An 18,244-nucleotide genomic window follows, 5' to 3' on the forward strand; every position below is an offset into this window, starting at 1 on the left:
CACTCCCAAACCATAATAAAAACGAATGTAATTGATTTTAAAGATCACGATAAGTGATGATTTTCTCCAACCGCACCCGCTGACGCTCCCTCACCTGTCCGTGACATGCCGACGCCGACCCTTGCCGCGCCGGACCCGCGCCCCCAGTCTTGACCGGATCGCGAAGAGAGGACACGACCATGGCAATCGAACGGATCACCTTTCCCGGCCATTCCGGCGCGGACCTGTCGGCCCGGCTCGACTTGCCAGAGGGGGCGCATCTCGCGACCGCGCTCTTTGCGCATTGCTTCACCTGCGGCAAGGACGTCGTCGCCGCACGCCGCATCGCCGGGGCGCTCGCGGCAAGGGGGATCGCCACCTTGCGCTTCGATTTCACCGGGCTCGGCCAGTCCGAGGGCGATTTCGCGGCGACGGGCTTTTTCTCGAACGCCGCCGATCTGAAGGCCGCCGCCGACTACCTCGCCGCCCGCGGCATGGCGCCCGCGCTCCTCATCGGCCATTCGCTCGGCGGCGCCGCGGTCCTGAAGGCGGCGGGCGGGATCGGCAGCGCCCGCGCCATCGTCACCATCGGCGCGCCCTACGATCCGGGTCACGTCACCCACAATTTCGCCGGCGCCCTCGACCGGATCGAAGCGGAGGGCGCAGCCGAGGTCGATCTCGGCGGCCGCCCGATCCGCATCGGCCGCGACTTCGTGCGCGAGGTGAGGGCCGAAGAGCTTTCCGCCCCCATCGCCAACCTCCGGCGCGCGCTCCTCGTGCTGCACGCACCGCGCGACGCGATCGTCGGCATCGAGAACGCGGCCGAGATCTTCAAGGCAGCCAAGCACCCCAAGAGCTTCGTCACCCTCGACGATGCCGACCACCTGATAAGCCGCACGGAAGATGCCGACTACGCCGCCGAAGTGATCGCCGCGTGGGCTGCGCGCTATCTCGACCTTAAGGCCCCCGAGCCGCCAAAGGGCGCGCCCGAAGGGATCGTGCGCGTATCTGAGGCCGATCCCGAGGGCTTCCTGCAGAACGTCAATCACGGGCCGCGCCACCACACGCTCGCCGACGAGCCCGAAAACTATGGCGGCACCGACCGGGGCATGACGCCCTACGGGTTCCTTGCTGCCGGGCTCGGTGCCTGTACCTCGATGACGATCCGCATGTATGCACGGCGCAAGAAGTGGCCGCTCGCCCATGTCCGGGTCGATGTCAGCCACGACAAGGTCCATGCCGAGGACTGCGCCGATTGCGAGAAGGGTGCCCGGATCGACCGCTTCCTTCGCGCGATCACGCTCGAGGGCGATCTGGACGAGGATCAGCGTGCAAAGCTTCTGGAGATCGCCGACAAATGCCCGGTGCACCGGACGCTCGAACACAACTCCCGGATCGAGACCCGGCTGGTCCCGGTCGAATAGATTCGCAATCTACGACGTTTCAGGCCCGCGAATAGCGGCTGATCATCGTGTAGTCCTTGCGCGGTCCCATCACCACCCAGACCGCCCGCCAGTCCGGCCAGTCACAGAAGTCGTAATGCACCCGGTAGTCGTCCGGCGAGCAGAGATGATGCGCCTCGGGAAAGGCCGGATCGAAGGCATGGAACGGCTTGCCGTCGCCATGATCGACTGCGATCCGCTCGCCATCGGTGCGCCAGAGATAATCCCGAATGGCCGTCATCGACGGCCCCGGCCCGAGCCGAAGTTCGCCCTCCTCGTGATAGGCAAGGCCGATCTCGACCGGGCGGAAGAATGCCCGCCCCTCGAACCGCCCCTCGGCGTGGCCAAGCCGATCCTGGATCACACGGCCGACCTGCCATTCTCCTGTGAAATCAGTTAGTTTTGGAATGAAGCTCATTTCTCTCAATACTCCCTTACCGTTAACCACCCGCCGCTACTAGTAATCTGCGGCCGGCCGCTCACTGTCGGCCGCTTCAGCATGCGACAGTTCCACGATTTCGAGGGCATACAGGCCTAACAAGTCCGGTCGTTCCCGACCGACCTGCAACCCTCTCTCCATGCCGCACCGGCGCTGGACATCGTGCCACGGTCTTCGCGGAACGATCGACTTGCGCCATCCAACAGGTGCGGGCTTTGCTCGGTTGGCGCTTCCGAAAGTCCGACGGGGGATAACATTGGCCGCTCCCGTACCACGGCCGCGACCGCAAGAACCGCGAGCCATGCATTCCGAAAGGAGCAAACGCAGCATCACCCGCGCCCCTTCTTGCCACCCGAGCCCTACCAGTCTAGGACAACCGCGCCCGTCTCACAAAGAAAAAGGCCACCCGGATGATCCCTCGCTATGCCCGCCCCGAAATGGTCGCCATCTGGTCGCCCGAAACCAAGTTCCGGATCTGGTACGAGATCGAGGCGCATGCCTGCGACGCGCAGGCGGCTCTGGGCGTGATCCCGAAGGCCAATGCCGAGGCGGTCTGGCGCGCCAAGGACGTCGAGTTCGACGTCGCCCGCATCGACGAGATCGAGGCCGTCACCAAGCACGACGTCATCGCCTTCCTCACCCATCTCGCCGAGCATATCGGGTCCGAGGACGCCCGCTTCGTCCACCAGGGCATGACCTCGTCAGACGTCCTCGACACCACGCTCAACATCCAGCTCGTCCGCGCCGCCGACATCCTTCTGGCCGACATGGACAAGGTGCTCGCCGCGCTCAAGAAACGCGCTTTCGAGCACAAGGACACCGTCCGCATCGGCCGCTCCCACGGCATCCATGCCGAGCCCACGACGATGGGCCTCACCTTCGCGCGCTTCTACGCCGAGATGGACCGCAACAAGAACCGGCTCGAAAAGGCCCGCTGGGAGGTTGCCACCGGCGCCATCTCCGGCGCCGTGGGCACCTTCGCCAATATCGACCCCGCGGTCGAGGAGCATGTCTGCGAGAAGCTCGGCCTCCGCCCCGAGCCGATCTCGACGCAGGTGATCCCGCGCGACCGCCACGCCATGTTCTTCGCCACCCTCGGCGTCATCGCGTCCAGCATCGAGAACATCGCCACCGAGATCCGCCACATGCAGCGCACCGAGGTGCTGGAGGCCGAGGAGTTCTTCTCCCCCGGCCAGAAGGGCTCCTCGGCGATGCCGCACAAGCGCAACCCCGTGCTGACCGAGAACCTCACCGGCCTCGCCCGCCTCGTCCGCATGGCGGTGATCCCGGCGATGGAGAACGTGGCCCTCTGGCACGAGCGCGACATCTCGCATTCCTCGGTCGAGCGCGGCATCGCGCCGGACGCGACGGTCACGCTCGACTTCGCGCTGAACCGGCTTGCCGGCGTGGTCGAGAAGCTCGTCGTCTACCCCGAGAACATGCTCGCCAACATGAACAAGTTCAAAGGCCTGGTGATGAGCCAGCGCGTGCTCCTCGCGCTGACGCAAGCGGGCGTGAGCCGCGAGGACGCCTACCGGCTGGTGCAGCGGAACGCGATGAAGGTCTGGGAGAAGGGCGCCGATTTCAAGGAGGAGCTTCTTGCCGACGCCGAGGTGACCGCCGCGCTCTCGCCTGCCGAAATCGAGGAAAAGTTCGACCTCGGCTATCACACCAAGCACGTCGACACGATCTTCGCCCGGGTGTTCGGGGACTGACGCCGCCTCACGATCCCGTGAGATCGGGCCCGGGGCGGATGTTTGATTTGCCCCGACCCCGACGCGGCTGGCACAATCGGCCCCGACAGGATGGAGGATGCCATGCTACTCAAAGCCATCGTCACGGCGACCGCACTCGCCGCGTCCCTCACCCCGGCTCTCGCCGGCTCCGGCGGATGCGGCCACAGCGACCGCCAGGCGCAGGTCAGCTGCGCCGACGGCAAGACCTGGGACGCCGCCACCCAGAGCTGCATCACGGTCGGAAGCTGACCTCCCGAAAGCGGTAAGCCCCCGTTAACGGCTTTCTGCGACCCTTGCCCCGAACCCGGTCCGGAAGGCAAGGCCATGACAGCACTCGCGAATCTGCCGCTGCGGAACGGCCGTCCGGCGACGGGCGCGCCGTCTGCCCCGCTCGCGCCCCCCGTTCTCGCGATGAGTGGGCGCCAGAAGGCCGCGATCATCGTGCGGCTCCTTCTCAGCGAAGGCGGCGACGTGCCGATCCGCGGCCTTCCGGACCACCTGCAGGCCGCGCTGACCGAACAGATCGGCTCCATGCGCAGCGTCGACCGCGCGACGCTCAGGGCCGTGGTGGAGGAGTTCATCACGCTCCTCGATTCGGTCGGCCTCAGTTTCCCCGGCGGCATCGACGGCGCGCTCCAGATGCTCGACGGCCACATCTCGGCCACAGCGGCGAGCCGCCTCCGCCGCCTCGCCGGCGCCTCGGCCAAGGCCGATCCCTGGGACCGGATCGCGGCGCTCGATCCCGAGAAGCTCATGCTGGTGCTGACCGAGGAAAGCGTCGAGGTCGGCGCGGTGATGCTGTCGAAACTCGCCGTGCCCCGGGCCGCCGAACTCCTCGGCAAGCTGCCCGGCGACCGGGCACGGCGCATCGCCTACGCGGTCAGCCGGACCGGCAACATCGACCCCGAGACGGTGCGCCAGATCGGCCTCTCGCTCGTTTCCCAGCTCGAGGCGCAGCCGGTCCGCGCCTTCGAGACCGGTCCGCACGAGCGCGTCGGCGCGATCCTCAACCTCTCGCCCGCCGCGACCCGGGATGACGTGCTCGAAGGCTTGACGGCCGCGGATTCGGACTTCGCCGCACAGGTGCGGCGGTCGATCTTCACCTTCGCCGACATCCCCGCCCGGATCGAGGCGCGCGACATTTCGAAGGTGATCCGGGGCGTCGACCAGACGACACTGGTCGCGGCGCTCGCCGGCGCGAAGACGCCCGACGACGCCGCGGCGGCCGAGTTCATCCTCGCGAACATGTCCCAGCGCATGGCGGCCTCGCTGCGCGAGGAAATGGCCGAACGCGGAGCGATCCGCGAAAAGGATGCGGAAGGCGCCATGACCGCGATCGTCGTCGCGATCCGCGACCTTGAAGTGTCGGGCGCTTTAGCGCTCAGGATCGTGGACGATGCCTGAAGTCGATGAGAAGGCAGCCAGTGACGCCTGAGCACACCGCCGCCCGACGCGGCCACCTCTCATGCCCGACGCGCGGCAGCGCCGCCGAGCGGGGCCTCGACGGCCCCCGAGGCGGCCCTTTGCGAACCCCTCGCGTTCGGTTCCGGACGATGGCGCGCTTGTGGTCGCGGACGCCGGCGGCTATGTCTGACGCGGGAAACGCGGGCCATGCCGACGCCGCGCGTAGCGATCAAAGACGAATGACGGCAGCGCCCGATTCCACCCCGAGCCGCAGCGACCGGCTGATCGACGCGGCCTTCCGCGCGCTTCTCGCCGTCGCGCGGGCGCTGCCCTACCGGATACGGATCCCGGTTGCGGGCTGGATCGTCTCGCGGATCGCGGCGCCGATCGCCGGCTGGACCGAGCGCATCCGGGAAAACCTCGCCCATGTCTGTCCGGACCTTCCCCCGGCCGAAGTCGCGCGGCTGGTCCGGGCGGTGCCCGACAATGTCGGCCGGTCGATGATCGAGATGTATTCGGGCCAGGAATTCGCCGATCGCCAGCGCGACGTGCCGCTTCTGGGTGAGGGCGTCGAGGCCCTTGCGGAAGCGAAGCGTACCGGCCGGCCCGTCATTCTCGTCACCGGCCACTTCGGCAACTACAACGCGGCCCGTGCCGCCCTCGTCGCCCACGGATACCAGTTCGGCGGGCTCTACCGGCCGATGAAGAACCCGCTCTTCAACGCGCATTACGTCGACGCGATGCAGCGGATCAGCTCGCCCCTGTTTCCGCGCGGCAAGCAGGGCATGGGCGCGATGCTGCGCTTCATCAAGTCCGGCGGCATGCTGGGAATCCTGCTCGACCAGCACATGGGGCACGGAGCGCCGCTTCGCTTCTTCGGCCGCACGGCGCATACCGCCACGTCGGCCGCCGATCTCGCTTTGAAATACGATGCGGCCATGATCCCGGTCTACGGCATCCGCAAGCCCGACGGGCTCGGTTTCGACGTGGTCGTCGAGGCGCCGATCCCGCCCTCCGATCCGATGACGATGACGCAGGCGGCAAACGACAGCCTTGAGTTGCTCACGCGTCAGCACATGGACCAGTGGTTCTGGATCCACCGCCGCTGGAAGTGAGGTCCTAATAGCGAACCGCGACCGCTAACGCAGTTGCCGCGCCGCGAGGACCGGACCGGGGCCGGGCTCCTGGATGATCACCACGACCGCCTCGTCGCCCGGCGCCGCGAGATCGAGCGTGAGCGCCTGCGCGCCGTCCCAATCCGCGACCTTCTTCCAGTCGGTGACGATGTTGGCATAGTCGATCGTCCGGCCGGCATTCTCGCCGTGGCTGATCTCGACCCGCTCCGAAGGTGTGTAGCGCACGAGTTGCACGAAGGCGCCGTGTCGAAGCGGCGCCCGTGCTTCGGCGCGAACCCGCACTTTGCCGCCCGTCCGTGCGAGGTCGAGCGCGACCGGGGATGGCTGGGCCCGGAACCGTCGAATCAGATCCTCGAGTTGGGCCGGGCGCACCCCGATCAAATGATCGCGGCCGGCAACGATCATCTGCGGCGTGTAGACGGTGCCCACCCCCGCGACGCGGGCATAGGCGCGCTGGCGGTCCGAGTACCGCGGGCTGGCGAAATGGTCCTTCCAGCCGATGTAGTCCCAGTAATCGACATGAAGCGCGAGCGCGATGACGTCGTCGCGCGCGGACAGCCCGGCGAGGATAGCGTCGGCCGGCGGACAAGAGGAACAGCCCTGGGACGTGTAGAGTTCGACGAGAACCGGCTCCGTGTCCTTCTCCTCGGCGATGGCCGCCCCCATCACCCCGAGCCAACAACCGAGCGCGGCGCCGATAATCCTGCGCATGTTTCCAGTTCCGTATCCCCTGATCCTTCCTTCCTAGACAAAGGCCGGGCAGAAGGCCAATCAAGGTTTTGCGAGAGATCGCGAGGACCGCTCGAGCCCTCTTGCGGCTCTTTGTGCACAATGGTATACAATGCGCCGTATCGCACTTGATCGGCCCGTTACGTTGCGGCACAACGCAAGCCGAGAGACCCGAGCGACACCCTCAACGAGAAGGGAGATCCCGATGCCCATCGTCACCGGCAAGGACACCGCCAAGACGCGCAAGACACTTTCCGCCGGCGGCACGTCCGTCGCCTATTACTCGATCCCGGCGGCAGAGGCCGCGGGACTCGGCGAGTTCTCCAAGCTGCCCGCGGCGCTGAAGGTGGTGCTGGAGAACATGCTGCGCTTCGAGGATGGCGGCCGCACGGTGTCGGTCGATGACATCAAGGCGTTCTCCGACTGGGGCAAGCAGGGCGGCCAGAACCCGCGCGAGATCGCCTACCGCCCGGCGCGCGTGCTCATGCAGGACTTCACCGGCGTCCCCGCGGTCGTCGATCTTGCGGCGATGCGCGACGGGATCAAGGCGCTCGGCGGCGACGCGCAAAAGATCAACCCCCTGAACCCGGTGGACCTCGTCATCGACCATTCGGTGATGATCGACGAGTTCGGCAATCCCCGCGCCTTCCAGCGCAATGTCGATCTGGAATACGAGCGCAACATGGAGCGCTACGTCTTCCTGAAATGGGGCCAGAACGCGTTCCAGAACTTCCGCGTCGTGCCGCCCGGCACCGGCATCTGCCATCAAGTGAACCTCGAATACCTCGCCCAGACGGTCTGGACCGATACCGACCAGAACGGTGACACGGTCGCCTACCCCGACACGTTGGTCGGCACCGACTCGCACACCACGATGGTCAACGGCCTCGCCGTTCTCGGCTGGGGCGTCGGCGGGATCGAGGCCGAGGCGGCGATGCTCGGCCAGCCGGTCTCGATGCTGATCCCCGAGGTCGTCGGCTTCAAGCTCACGGGCGAGATGGTCGAGGGCACGACCGCGACCGACCTCGTCCTCAAGGTCGTCCAGATGCTTCGGAAGCACGGCGTCGTCGGCAAGTTCGTCGAGTTCTACGGGCCGGGCCTCGATCACCTGCCGCTCGCCGACCGCGCGACGATCGCCAACATGGCGCCGGAATACGGCGCGACCTGCGGCTTCTTCCCGATCGACGCCGAGACCCTGCGCTATCTGCGGCAAACGGGCCGTGACGAGGACCGCATCGCGCTCGTCGAGGCCTATGCCAAGGAGAACGGCTTCTGGCGCGGCGCGGATTACGACCCGATCTACACCTCGACGCTGGAACTCGACATGTCCACGATCGTCCCGGCGATCTCGGGCCCGAAGCGGCCGCAGGACTACCTCGCTCTGACCGACGCAAAGTCGGCCTTCGCCAGGGAGATGGAGGCGACGTTCAAGCGCCCGATGGGCAAGGACGTGGAGGTGAAGGGCGAGGACTACGCCATGTCCTCGGGCAAGGTCGTGATCGCCTCGATCACCTCCTGCACCAACACCTCGAACCCCTACGTGCTGATCGGCGCGGGGCTCGTCGCCCGCAAGGCGCGCGAGCTTGGGCTGAACCGCAAGCCCTGGGTCAAGACCTCGCTCGCGCCCGGCTCGCAGGTCGTCAGCGAATACCTTGAGGCCGCCGGCCTGCAGGACGACCTCGACGCCATCGGCTTCAACCTCGTGGGCTACGGCTGCACCACCTGCATCGGCAACTCCGGTCCGCTGCAGCCGGAGATCTCGGCCGCCATCGCCGAGGGCGACCTCGTCGCAACCGCGGTCCTCTCCGGCAACCGCAACTTCGAGGGCCGGATCAGCCCCGACGTCCGCGCCAACTACCTCGCCTCGCCGCCGCTCGTCGTGGCCTATGCGCTCGCGGGCGACATGAACATCGACCTCGCGACGGAGCCCCTCGGCACCGGCAAGGACGGCAAGCCTGTCTATCTCAAGGACATCTGGCCGACCAACAAGGAGATCGCCGATCTCGTCCACGCCACCGTCACCCGCGAGGCGTTCCAGAAGAAGTACGCCGACGTGTTCAAGGGCGATGCCAAGTGGCAAGGCGTCAAGGTCACGGAATCGGAGACCTATGACTGGCCGCCGACCTCGACCTACATCCAGAACCCGCCCTACTTCCAGGGCATGGCCAAGGAGAAGGGCGCGATCCACGACATCGAGGGCGCCCGCATCCTGGCGCTGCTCGGTGACATGATCACGACCGACCACATCTCGCCCGCAGGCTCCTTTAAGCCGACGACGCCCGCCGGCCAGTACCTGACCGAGCGGCAGGTGGCGCCGAAGGACTTCAACTCCTACGGCTCGCGCCGGGGCAACCACGAAGTCATGATGCGCGGCACCTTCGCCAATATCCGCATCAAGAACGAGATGCTGGACGGGGTCGAGGGCGGCTACACGCTCGGGCCCGACGGCAAGCAGACCTCGATCTACGACGCCTCGATGGAATACCAGGCGGCGGGCACGCCCCTCATCGTCATCGGCGGTATCGAATACGGCGCGGGCTCCAGCCGCGACTGGGCGGCGAAGGGCACCAACCTTCTCGGCGTCAAGGCGGTCATCGCCGAGAGTTTCGAGCGCATCCACCGCTCCAACCTCGTGGGCATGGGGGTGATCCCGTTCGAGTTCACTGGCGGCGACAACCGCAAGACCCTCGGCCTCAAGGGCGACGAGGTGATCTCGATCCAGGGCCTTGCCGGCGATCTGAAGCCGCTCGCGCTCGTGCCCTGCACGATCCGCTACGCGGACGGCAGCGAGAAGGTGATCAAGATCAAGTGCCGGATCGATACCGAGGTCGAGATCGAATACGTCGAGAACGGCGGCGTGCTGCACTATGTGCTGAGGAATCTCGCCCGCGCCTGACCTTGGTCTCAAAGGGCCTGGTGAAGGGCTCCGCTCCGGCGGAGCCCTCTTTTATTCCAAGGGCAGCATGGGGCATCGCCGTTTGGATAGGTCTTCAGAACGATGGCCTCGATCGGTCGTGGCCGCCGGGTCGGGCGCGATTGTGCTATCCTTTCCCCAGTGAAAAGGGAGGCGAACCATGATCATCCGCATATTTCGCGCGACCATCCACGAGGGCAAGGAGGCGGAGTTCCGCGAGTTCTTTCTCCACACCGCACTGCCCCTGGTGAAAAGCCAGCCCGGCCTCGTCTCGGCCACGCCCGGCCTGCCGCGGCCGGAAAGCCCGCGCGAGTTCTGCATGGTGATGGTCTGGAAGGACGTGGAGTCGCTGAAGGCCTTCGCCGGCGAGGACTGGCAGCACCCGCATATCCATCCCGACGAGGCCGAACTGGTCGCCGACCGGGCGCTCCACCATTACGATCTCGCGCAGCTGATCACGACCTGATTGGCCGCCTATTTGGCCGCGGCCTTCTCCATCGCCGGGCGGATGTCGGATGCGAGCACCCGCTCGGTGATCGGGCCGGCGAAGCGCAGGATGACCTTGCCCTCGCCGTCGATCACGAAGGTCTCGGGCACGCCGTAGAGGCCCCAGTCGATCCCCATGCGGCCGCTCTCGTCCGCGCCGGTGGCCGCGAACGGGTTGCCGAGATCGGCGAGGAACTTCAGCGCCGCCTGCGGCCTATCCTTGTAGTTGACGCCGTAGATCGTCACGCCCTCTCCGGCGAGCTTCGTGAGGTTGGGATGCTCGGCCCGGCATGGGGCGCACCAGCTTGCCCAGAAGTTCACGAGCTTGACCTTGCCGTCCCTGAGATCGGCGTCGGAAAAGACCGGCAGGTCGGCGAGCGGCGTCACTACGACGGCAGGCGCATCGCGGCCTTCGAGCGTTGACGGCAGCGCGTCGGGATCCTCGCGCTGCATGCCGAGAACGAACATCAGCGCGAGCCCGGCGAAGATCGCCGGCGGCAGCGCCATTAGCGGCGAGATCCTAGCCATTGCGTCCCATCCTCTTTTCCTGTGCCTCGAGCCGCCGGCGCATCTCGGCACCCTTCCTAAGCGACAGCCAGACGAGGCCCAGGATCAGGAGGATCGTCACGCCGTAGGCGCCGAGCACGGTGCCCGCGTATTTGCCTAGGTCCACCATCACGCCATCCTTTCCCGCGCCTCGAGCGCCCTGAGTCGGCGGGCGCGGATCTCGGTCCGGGTGCGGATCAGGACGAGGGTGACGAAGAGAAGGACGAAACCCGCCATCGAGACCCAGAGGGGCCAGGCATAGGTATCGGCGACATGTTCCTCGGCGTCGAGGGAGAGGGAGGCGCCCTGGTGGAGGCCCTGGTTCCAGAAGAGGACGGCATAGCGCGACAGGAGCGCGAAGACCGAGCCGACGAGGCAGAGAACCGAGGTGAGGTCGGCCGCGGTGTCGGGGTCCTCGACCGCCTCCCAGAGCGCGATGTAGCCGAGATAGAAGAGGAAGAGGATCAGGAACGAGGTCAGCCGCGGATCCCAGGCCCACCAGGTGCCCCACATCGGCTGGCCCCAGATCGCCCCGGTGAAGAGTGCGATCAGCGTCATCGTGACGCCGATCGGCGCAGCCGCCTTGGCGGCGAGGACCGAGACATGGTGGCGGCGGACGAGCCAGATCATCGAGGTGACGAGCATCATCGCCCAGGCATTGATCGCCATCATCGCCGAGGGGACGTGGATATAGATGATCTTGACGGTCGCGCCCTGGCGGTAGTCGTCGGGCGTGAAGAAGAAGCCCCAAACGAGGCCGGTGACGAGCGTCACGACCGCGAGCCCCGTCACCCAGGGCAGCGCCCAGGCCGAGGTCTGCATGAACTTCTTCGGGTTGGCGTATTCCCAGATCGACATGGCGTCCTGACTAGCGGTTCCGGCCGCGGTGCTCAACATCCATAGCACGGGCCTCCCTAGCGCAGATTGACGCGGATTGCCGCAGCCGCGGCGAAAGGCAGGATCGCGAGCGCGCCCAGGGTGATGCCCCCCTGCATCAGGAGCGGCGTGAAGGTGGCGAGCCCCTCGCCCCCGCGCCGCGCCGCCTCGGCCCCGAAGATCAGCGTCGGGATGTAGAGCGGCAGGACGAGGAGCGACAGCAGAAGTCCGCCGCGCTTCAGCCCCACGGTGAGCGCCGCGCCGAAGGTGCCGATGATGGAGAGGGCCGGCGTGCCGGCCGCGAGCGAGAGCGTGAGCCAGGCAAACCCTGGACCCGGCAGATGGAGAAGCACGCCGAGGACCGGGGCGGCGAGCGTGAGCGGCAGCCCGGTCGTCAGCCAGTGCGCGAGCGCCTTCACCGCGACCACGCCTTCGAGCGGGATCGGCGCCGTGGCGAGGAGGTCGAGCGAGCCGTCCTCGCGGTCGAGCGCGAAGATCCGGTCGAGCGAGAGGAGGCAGGCGAGGAGCGCGCCGACCCAGAGGATGCCGGGCGCGATGCGCGACAGCGTGCCGCCCTCGGGGCCGACGCCGAACGGGACGAGCACGGTGACGATGAGGAAGAAGGCGAGCGAGAGCCCGAAGCCGCCGCCGGCGCGGGTGGCAAGGCGCAGGTCGCGGAGGAGGAGCGCTAGCATGGGCAGGTCTCTCCCCGGTGGCGGGCGCCGGGGGCCCTGCCCCCGGACCCCCGGGGTATTTCGGCAATGAAGAAGCAGATCATGCGAAGGCCTCGTCGAAGCCGCCGCCCTGTCCCGGCGCGGGAAGTGTCGCGCGGAAGGGTGTGAGGTCGAGGATCCGCGCCTCTTCGAGGCCGAGGTCGATATGGGTGGCCATGAGCGCGGCGCCCCCGGACGCGAGATGGGCGCGGATCGCGGCGGCGAAGAGGGCGACCGAGGCGGTGTCGAGCGAGACCGTCGGCTCGTCGAGGAGCCAGAGCCGGCGGCCGGTGACGAGAAGCCGCGCGAGGCCGAGGCGGCGCTTCTGGCCGGCCGAGAGGTTCTGCGCCGGGCGTTCGGCGAGACCCTCGAGGTCCATCGCGTGAAGGGCAGGCGCGATGTCGCCCTGGCCATAGATCCGGGCCCAGAAGGTCAGGTTCTCGGCCACGCTGAGTGTTGCCTTAAGCCCGTCGGCATGGCCGGCGTAGGCGGCGCCTTCGGGCGGCAGTTCGGCCCTTCCCGCCACCGGCGGCTGCAGCCCGGCGATGCTGCGCAGGAGCGTCGTCTTGCCGATGCCGTTCGGGCCGCGCAGCACCAGCGCCTCGCCCGGGTCGAGCACGAAGCCCACCCGTTCGAGGATCGCGATACCGCCGCGCGAGACGGCGAGGTCGTGGACCGAGAGCATCATGGTCAAGGGGTTAGCCGATCCGGGCGGGAAGGCAAAGCGCCTAATCGACCGGCAGGAGCGCCGCGGCGATCCGCCGCCCCTCCGACAGGAGCACGTTGTAGGTCCGCGCCGCCGCGTCGCTGGCCATCGGCTCGACCCCGATCCCGACCGCGTCGAGCTTGTCGCGCAAGGCGGCCGGCGGATGGGCGATCGTGCGGCCGGTGCCGACCAGGAGGACGTCGATCTCTCCGGCGAGCGCCAGGAGCGGGCCGGCGTCATCATAGCCGCCCCAGGCCTGCGCCCCGCGCGCGGTGACGAGCACCGCTCCGTGGATGACCTCGCCGCCGACGCGGAAGAAGCCCGGCCCGTAGCCGTCGACCGGCCGGGCGCCGTTGAACGGGATCTCGTTCAGCCGGATCATTTCCCGGCCGCGAACTGGGTCCCGGCCGGCCCGTCCTCCTTCTTGCCCCAGTCGCGTTTCACACCGAGGATCAGGACGACGTTCTTGGCGACGTAGACCGAGGAGTAGGTGCCAACGATCACGCCCCAGGTCATCGCGAAGACGAAGCCGCGGATCACGTCGCCGCCGAAGACGAGAAGCGCAGTCAGTGCCATGAGCGTCGTGCCCGAGGTCATCACCGTTCGGCTCAGGGTCTCGTTGACCGAGAGGTTGCAGAGATCGCGGAGCGGCGTCGTCTTGTACTTGATGAGGTTCTCCCGCAGCCGGTCGAAGACCACGACGGTGTCGTTGATCGAATAGCCGAGGATGGTCAGGAGGGCCGCGATGATCGTCAGGTCGAACTTGAGCTGGAAGAGCGAGAAGATCCCGATCGTGAGGCCGATGTCGTGGACGAGCGCCACCACCGCGCCGACCGCGAACTGCCATTCGAAGCGGAGCCAGATGTAGAAGCAGATCGCGGCGACCCCGGCGAGGACCGAGAGCACCGCGGTCCAGATCAACTCGCCCGAGACCTTGGGGCCGACCGATTCCACCGACGGGAAGGTGATCGAGGGATCGACGCCCTTCAGCGCCGTCTCGACCTTGCCGATGATCTCGGGCGTGATCGCCTCGTCGCCTTCCTGTGCCTGGATACGCACCATCGCGACATGCTGGTCTTCGCGGAAGGTCGGGTCGTAGACCTGGGAGATCAGCACGTCGCCGAGGCCGAGGGGCTGCACCGCCGCGCGGTAGGCGCCGACATCGACGGGCGAGGTCGACTCGGTGCGGATCGTGGTGCCGCCCTTGAAGTCGATGCCGAAGTTGAGCCCCATGACGACGCTCAGGATGATCGAAGCGATCACCAGCAGGACGGAGCCGCCGAAGGTGACGGAGGCCCAGCGGAAGAAGTCGATGTTGGTGGTTTCGGGGACGAGCTTGAGACGGAATGCCATGATGATGTCCCTCAGACCGTGATCGTCTTCGGCCGTTTCCGGTCGAACCAGGTGGTGACGAAGAGCCGTGTCACGTAGATCGCGGTGAAGACCGAGGTGACGAGGCCGATGACGAGCGTGACCGCGAAGCCCTTCACCGGGCCGGAGCCGAGGAAAAAGAGGATCAGCGCGGTGATGAAGGTGGTGATGTTGGCGTCGACGATGGCCGACATGGCCTTTTCATAGCCGAGCTCGATCGCCCGCGCCGGGCCCTTGGCGGTCTTCATCTCCTCGCGGATGCGCTCGAAGATCAGCACGTTGGCGTCGACCGCCATGCCGACCGTCAGCACGATGCCGGCGATGCCGGGCAGCGTCAGCGTGGCGCCGATCATCGACAGGATGCCGAACATCATCGAGATGTTGAGCGCGAGCGCGACGGTGGCGAACACGCCGAAGAGCCCGTAGCTCGCGATCATGAAGGCGACGACCGCCACGGTGCCGACGATCGCGGCGACGCGGCCCGCGTCGATCGAATCCTGGCCGAGTTCCGGCCCGATCGTGCGTTCCTCGAGGAAGGTCATCTTCGCCGGCAGCGCGCCCGCACGCAGCAGCACCGCGAGGTTGGTGGAGCTTTCCACCGTGAACGAGCCGGTGATGATCCCCGATCCGCCCGGGATGTGCTGGTTGATGCGCGGCGCCGAGATCACCTCGTTGTCGAGCACGATGGCGAAGAGCTGGCCGACATTGGTGGCGGTGTAATCGCCGAACTTGCGCGCGCCGGACGGGTTGAAGCGGAACCCGACGGCCGGGCGGCCGTTCTGGTCGAACTCGGGGCGCGCGTCGACGAGATCCTCGCCGGTCACGACCGGCACCTCGTCGAGCGTGTAGAAGACGCCCTGCTCGTCCTCGTCGATCGACGGCACGATCATCGTGCCAGGCTTGGCGATCGCGTTGCCGTCGGTGCCGCGGCCGACGACCGGGTGGAAGGTGAGCTGCGCGGTGGTGCCGATCCATGCCTTGAGCTCGGCGGCCGAGCCCACGCCCGGCACCTGGATCAGGATCCGGTCGGTGCCCTGGCGCTGGATCGTCGGTTCGCGGGTGCCCGCGCCGTCGATCCGCCGGCGGATGATCTCCAGCGATTGCTGCATGGTCCGGTCATCGGTCGCGGCACGCTCGGCCTCCGAGAGCCGGACGATGAGCTGGTTGCCCTCGGCGGTGATGTCGAGATCCTTCTGGCCGACGCCGGTCAGGCTGACGACGTTGGAGGCAAGGCCATTCGCGACCTCGACCGCCTTCGCCATCGCCTCGGGCTTCTCGATCTGGATGCGCAGCTCTGAGGGATCCGAGGGCGCGCGGCGGATGCCGCCGATCTCGCCCCGCGCATCCGCGAGCGCCTTGCGCATCTCGGGCCAGAGCCCGTCCATCCGCGCCTTGTAGACATCGGCGACCTGGACCTCGGCGAGAAGATGCGCACCGCCCCTCAGGTCGAGGCCGAGATTGACCACCTTCGACGGCAGGAAATCGGGCCAGAGCGCCCGGTCAGCCTCCTGCTCCGGCGTCTCGAAACCGGCTTTCTCGGCCGCGGTGACGGCGTCGTTGTGCCGCTCGGCGCGGGTGTAGAAGGCGTTGGGCAGCGCCGTCAGCAGCCCGAGAGCGCAGAGCCCCAGGATGATGATCCGCTTCCAAAGGGGAAATTGCAGCATGATCGGGGATCCGGTCTCGGTTCTGGTCTGTCGGGATTACTTCGTCGCCGCAGGTTCGGTCTTCGACAGGACCTGGGTCACGGTGGCGCGGACGACGCGCACCTTCACGCCCTCGGCGATCTCAACCTCGAGCTCGCCGTCCTCCTTGACCTTGGCCACCTTGCCGATGATCCCGCCCTGGGTGACGATCTGGTCCCCACGCCGCAGCGCCTCGACCATCGCCTTGTGTTCCTTCAGCTTCTTCTGCTGCGGACGGATCAGCAGGAAATACATGATCGCGAAGATCAGGATCAGCGGCAGGAACTGCGCGAGACCGGCAGCGCCACCGCCACCGGCGGCCTGCGCATAGGCGGGAGTGATGATCATGGAAAGGCGTCCTCTCGGTCGGTGGGCGCTTGCGGCCCAGATTTTTTGTCGCGGGGAACCTATAGGCGGGAAAGGGGCTTTGCAAGGAGCAGCCCCGTCGCCGCACCCAATCGGGGAAGCCGCGGGCGGCGCGAGGTTGCGCCAACCCGCGCCTAATGGGCGCCAACCCTATGGCCGCGACCGGTACGCCGCCCCCTCGGGTTCGCCGCCGGCGACGGGAACGGCACGACGTAACCGGGGCGGCCAACCGAACGCCGCCAATGCCATCGAACAAGTGAGTTTAGAAATTTATATTTATATTCAATAATTTATATACCGATCCTCATGCGTTTACTCAAATACCCCGCCGATGGCGCCACGGAGGTCCGGGCGTACAGATTCCCGGTTCCCCTTCCCGCCCGGATCGGGCATATCTGGCCCGAACGACCCCGAAGAGGCCCATCATGCACGACATCCGCGCGATCCGAGAGAACCCCGAAGCCTTCGACGCCGCCCTCGGGCGCCGGGGTCTGTTCGGGCTCAGCGCAGATATCCTTGGTGTCGACGAGGCGCGCCGCGCGAAGATCCTCGCGGCCGAGACCGCGCAGGCCGCGCAGAACGCCGCCTCCAAGGAGGTCGGTGCTGCCAAGGCCAAGGGCGACGAGGCGGAGTTCGAGCGGCTGCGCGCCCTCGTCGCCGAGAAGAAGGCCGAGGTGGCGCGGCTGAACGAGGAGGCCGAGGTCGAGGACTCGCGCCTGCGCAATCTCCTGATGACGATCCCGAACCTGCCGCTTGCGGACGTGCCCGAGGGCGCGGACGAGAACGACAACGTCGAGGTCCGCCGCTGGGGCACCCCGCGCGAATTCGACTTCAAGCCGGTCGAACATTTCGAAATCGCGGGCGTGAAGCCCGGCATGGATTTCGAGACCGCCGCGAAGCTTTCGGGCGCCCGCTTCGTCCTCCTGCGCGGCGGCGTCGCCCGCATCCACCGGGCGCTGGCGCAGTTCATGCTCGACCTGCACACAAGCGAACACGGGCTGACGGAGACGATGACCCCCGTGCTGGTCAGGGACGACGCGATGTACGGCACCAACCAGCTGCCGAAATTCGCCGAGGACAGCTACCAGACCACCAACGGCTGGTGGCTCATTCCGACCTCGGAAGTGACGCTCACCAATACCGTCGCGGGCGACATCCTCGACGAGGCGGCGCTGCCGATCCGCATGACCGCCCATACCCAGTGCTTCCGCTCCGAGGCCGGTTCGGCGGGCAAGGACACCTCGGGCATGCTCCGTCAGCATCAGTTCGAGAAGGTCGAGATGGTGTCGATCACCACGCCCGACACCTCGCTCGCAGAGCATGAGCGGATGACGAAATGCGCCGAGGCCGTTCTGGAGCGGCTGGGGCTCCCCTACCGCACCGTGGTCCTCTGCACCGGCGACATGGGCTTCGGCGCGCGCAAGACCCACGATCTCGAAGTCTGGCTGCCGGGGCAGAACAAGTACCGCGAGATCAGCTCGGTCTCGGTCTGCGGCGACTTCCAGGCGCGGCGGATGAACGCGCGCTTCCGGCCTGCCGGCGGCAAGCCCGATTTCGTCCACACGCTGAACGGCTCCGGCCTCGCCGTCGGGCGCTGCCTGATCGCGGTTCTCGAGAACGGCCAGCAGGCCGACGGCTCGGTCGTGCTGCCCGAGGCGCTGCATCCCTGGCTCGGCGGCAAGACCCGGCTCACGGCCGAGGGTACGCTGGTCTGAGCCC

19 protein-coding genes are annotated in these 18,244 nt (G+C 67.2%); 8 read left to right on the forward strand and 11 right to left on the reverse strand.

Translation table 11 applies throughout. The annotated features are described in order from the left end of the window. The first annotated feature begins 179 nt into the window (after positions 1–179). A complete protein-coding gene (locus tag OEZ60_RS12110; RefSeq protein ID WP_263336456.1) occupies positions 180–1,403 on the forward strand; it encodes a bifunctional alpha/beta hydrolase/OsmC family protein in 1,224 nt (407 codons plus the stop codon). 19 nt (positions 1,404–1,422) lie between these two features. Here OEZ60_RS12110 and OEZ60_RS12115 read toward each other — a convergent pair whose 3' ends face one another. Continuing rightward, a complete protein-coding gene (locus OEZ60_RS12115; RefSeq protein ID WP_263336459.1) occupies positions 1,423–1,839 on the reverse strand; it encodes a DUF6314 family protein in 417 nt (138 codons plus the stop codon). Positions 1,840–2,270: 431 nt separating this feature from the next. Here OEZ60_RS12115 and purB point away from each other — a divergent pair, with 431 nt between their 5' ends. The 4 genes from purB (at position 2,271) to OEZ60_RS12135 (ending at position 6,115) form a co-directional block, all read left to right on the forward strand. Further along, positions 2,271–3,575, forward strand: coding sequence for an adenylosuccinate lyase (purB, locus tag OEZ60_RS12120; protein ID WP_263336461.1), 1,305 nt, complete (start codon positions 2,271–2,273; stop codon positions 3,573–3,575). 102 nt (positions 3,576–3,677) lie between these two features. Continuing rightward, positions 3,678–3,845 carry an adenylosuccinate lyase gene (locus OEZ60_RS12125; RefSeq protein ID WP_263336464.1) on the forward strand — a complete coding sequence of 56 codons (168 nt, stop codon included), beginning with the start codon at positions 3,678–3,680 and terminating at the stop codon, positions 3,843–3,845. Positions 3,846–3,920: 75 nt separating this feature from the next. After that, positions 3,921–5,000, forward strand: coding sequence for a flagellar motor switch protein FliG (locus OEZ60_RS12130; protein WP_317852833.1), 1,080 nt, complete (start codon positions 3,921–3,923; stop codon positions 4,998–5,000). A gap of 239 nt (positions 5,001–5,239) precedes the next feature. Then, complete coding sequence (locus tag OEZ60_RS12135; RefSeq protein WP_263336465.1) at positions 5,240–6,115, forward strand: lysophospholipid acyltransferase family protein; 876 nt, start codon at positions 5,240–5,242, stop codon at positions 6,113–6,115. Between the two features lie 24 nt (positions 6,116–6,139). Here the strand turns inward: OEZ60_RS12135 and OEZ60_RS12140 are convergent, their stop codons facing one another. After that, the gene (locus OEZ60_RS12140; protein ID WP_263336468.1) at positions 6,140–6,847 is read right to left on the reverse strand and encodes a DUF1223 domain-containing protein; all 708 of its coding nucleotides are present in this window, start codon (positions 6,845–6,847) and stop codon (positions 6,140–6,142) included. 223 nt (positions 6,848–7,070) lie between these two features. On the opposite strand from OEZ60_RS12140, the gene acnA reads away from it, so the two are divergent. Both acnA and OEZ60_RS12150 read left to right on the forward strand, forming a co-directional pair. After that, complete coding sequence (gene acnA / locus OEZ60_RS12145; protein WP_263336470.1) at positions 7,071–9,761, forward strand: aconitate hydratase AcnA; 2,691 nt, start codon at positions 7,071–7,073, stop codon at positions 9,759–9,761. Between the two features lie 178 nt (positions 9,762–9,939). After that, entirely contained in the window at positions 9,940–10,245 is a 306-nt protein-coding gene (locus OEZ60_RS12150; RefSeq protein ID WP_263336472.1) for an antibiotic biosynthesis monooxygenase family protein, read from the forward strand. Between the two features lie 8 nt (positions 10,246–10,253). Here OEZ60_RS12150 and OEZ60_RS12155 read toward each other — a convergent pair whose 3' ends face one another. From OEZ60_RS12155 to yajC, 9 genes are all read right to left on the reverse strand, one after another. Further along, entirely contained in the window at positions 10,254–10,793 is a 540-nt protein-coding gene (locus OEZ60_RS12155) for a DsbE family thiol:disulfide interchange protein (protein WP_263336473.1), read from the reverse strand. Continuing rightward, entirely contained in the window at positions 10,786–10,941 is a 156-nt protein-coding gene (ccmD, locus tag OEZ60_RS12160) for a heme exporter protein CcmD (RefSeq protein ID WP_263336475.1), read from the reverse strand. Before ccmD ends, OEZ60_RS12155 begins: the two co-directional genes overlap by 8 nt. Next, on the reverse strand, positions 10,941–11,669 hold the full coding sequence (locus OEZ60_RS12165; RefSeq protein WP_263336477.1) for a heme ABC transporter permease: 729 nt from the start codon (positions 11,667–11,669) through the stop codon (positions 10,941–10,943). The genes ccmD and OEZ60_RS12165 overlap by 1 nt, the downstream gene beginning before the upstream one ends. Positions 11,670–11,725: 56 nt before the next feature. Further along, complete coding sequence (gene ccmB / locus OEZ60_RS12170; protein ID WP_263336480.1) at positions 11,726–12,382, reverse strand: heme exporter protein CcmB; 657 nt, start codon at positions 12,380–12,382, stop codon at positions 11,726–11,728. Between the two features lie 79 nt (positions 12,383–12,461). Beyond that, positions 12,462–13,088, reverse strand: a complete 627-nt coding sequence (ccmA, locus tag OEZ60_RS12175) for a heme ABC exporter ATP-binding protein CcmA (protein ID WP_263336586.1) — start codon at positions 13,086–13,088, stop codon at positions 12,462–12,464. 40 nt (positions 13,089–13,128) lie between these two features. Further along, positions 13,129–13,485, reverse strand: coding sequence for an Mth938-like domain-containing protein (locus OEZ60_RS12180; RefSeq protein ID WP_263336588.1), 357 nt, complete (start codon positions 13,483–13,485; stop codon positions 13,129–13,131). Next, the gene (gene secF, locus OEZ60_RS12185) at positions 13,485–14,459 is read right to left on the reverse strand and encodes a protein translocase subunit SecF (protein ID WP_263336483.1); all 975 of its coding nucleotides are present in this window, start codon (positions 14,457–14,459) and stop codon (positions 13,485–13,487) included. The genes OEZ60_RS12180 and secF overlap by 1 nt, the downstream gene beginning before the upstream one ends. An 11-nt stretch (positions 14,460–14,470) precedes the next feature. Next, positions 14,471–16,141 (reverse strand): protein translocase subunit SecD, encoded by a 1,671-nt coding sequence (gene secD / locus OEZ60_RS12190; RefSeq protein ID WP_263336486.1) that lies wholly within the window; start codon positions 16,139–16,141, stop codon positions 14,471–14,473. A gap of 36 nt (positions 16,142–16,177) precedes the next feature. After that, positions 16,178–16,507 carry a preprotein translocase subunit YajC gene (gene yajC / locus OEZ60_RS12195; RefSeq protein ID WP_263336488.1) on the reverse strand — a complete coding sequence of 110 codons (330 nt, stop codon included), beginning with the start codon at positions 16,505–16,507 and terminating at the stop codon, positions 16,178–16,180. A gap of 443 nt (positions 16,508–16,950) precedes the next feature. Between yajC and serS the strand changes: the two genes are divergently transcribed. After that, positions 16,951–18,240 carry a serine--tRNA ligase gene (gene serS, locus OEZ60_RS12200; protein ID WP_263336490.1) on the forward strand — a complete coding sequence of 430 codons (1,290 nt, stop codon included), beginning with the start codon at positions 16,951–16,953 and terminating at the stop codon, positions 18,238–18,240. Positions 18,241–18,244: the final 4 nt, after the last annotated feature.

It is taken from the genome of Albidovulum salinarum (genome assembly GCF_025673475.1).
GTDB lineage: Bacteria > Pseudomonadota > Alphaproteobacteria > Rhodobacterales > Rhodobacteraceae > Albidovulum > Albidovulum salinarum.